Origin of the sequence: Bacteroides faecichinchillae JCM 17102, from assembly GCF_000614145.1 — a bacterium.
Taxonomy (GTDB): domain Bacteria; phylum Bacteroidota; class Bacteroidia; order Bacteroidales; family Bacteroidaceae; genus Bacteroides; species Bacteroides faecichinchillae.
Window position 1 is genome coordinate 1 of the sequence record NZ_BAKK01000120.1, and the last position, 999, is coordinate 999.

Annotated in this window: 2 protein-coding genes and 1 pseudogene; all 3 read right to left on the bottom strand. The window is 37.6% G+C overall.

Annotated features, from left to right (window positions below):
* A partial coding sequence (locus JCM17102_RS25415) for a hypothetical protein (protein ID WP_199901487.1) occupies window positions 1-235 on the bottom strand: 235 nt, incomplete at its 3' end.
* A 17-nt stretch (window positions 236-252) separates the two neighbouring features.
* The gene (locus JCM17102_RS21005) at window positions 253-621 is read right to left on the bottom strand and encodes a UpxZ family transcription anti-terminator antagonist (RefSeq protein ID WP_025076567.1); all 369 of its coding nucleotides are present in this window, start codon (window positions 619-621) and stop codon (window positions 253-255) included.
* Window positions 622-656: 35 nt separating this feature from the next.
* Window positions 657-999, bottom strand: a pseudogene (locus JCM17102_RS28740) (UpxY family transcription antiterminator); the annotation flags it as partial.

Below are 999 nucleotides of genomic sequence, written 5' to 3' on the forward strand. Positions count from 1 at the left end.
AAGTATTTACATTATTCTGCTTCTCATACAATTCTTTAACGCGAATCGCTTGTTCTTTGGTCACACCTTTGCGTGCTAGTTCAGAAGCTATCTGCTTTTGCTCTTTTCCTTGTTTGATGCCCTCTTTTACATATTCAAGTACTTGTGGATCACTCATGGTCTGTGCCATTAGTGAAGAGGTACTTCCTAACATCAAAAAGAAGAGAAATACACTAAATAGTTTTCGTATTTTCATTTACTAATTAATAAATATCAATTGATTTCAAATGAGTTATTCAATTCATTACAAAATACAAGTAGTTGTTCTTTTACAGAAGAAGGGGGAAGAGTTGGAAGAATTTTCCGAGAGCGCTTTAGAACTGATTGTTTTTTGAATTCGTCATCCGGATTAGCGTACATCGACACACTATATCCCATTAAAAGAGCTAAACATAAAGTGGCTTCTTGCTCTAATGTTTTGCCTCTTTGAGAATACAATTCATTGATCAGATCATAAATGCTTTTATTAAGCAGAGTGAAATCATCGACAAACACATTATCCTGTCTATCACCGATGTGTAGCAAGGTGTCTGCCAAATTTCTCAGAGTTTCAATTTTCTCTTGTAGTAATATATTCCCCATACCCAATTATTTTTCTATATATCCTATTCGGATTCTTAATCAATAGGCTCCACACAGCCTACAGGCATATCGACAAAAGCGCATCCCAACATCGTTAAACGAACGGCAACTTTTGATTTACCATTAACTGTCACCAACTCTCCTTCCAATCCTGCCAAAGGACCTTTGATTACACGAATTTCTCGCCCGGTGATAACGGTGAAGAACTCATACTGATTGTTTCTTCCGAATAATCGAGCATGAACTTAAAGCGTAACATTTGTTCATCGGGAATCACAGCTGGAGTACTCTCACCGCGGAGTACCATGTATCGAGTGATGGCTGACAGGGTCAGGACTTCTTTCTGTTCCTGAAGATCGACATGAACAAAAAGCATCA

Coding starts and splice junctions, on each gene's coding strand:
- JCM17102_RS21005 (WP_025076567.1), bottom strand. CDS start 621: ATGGGGAATATATTACTACAAGAGAAAATTGAAACTCTGAGAAATTTG.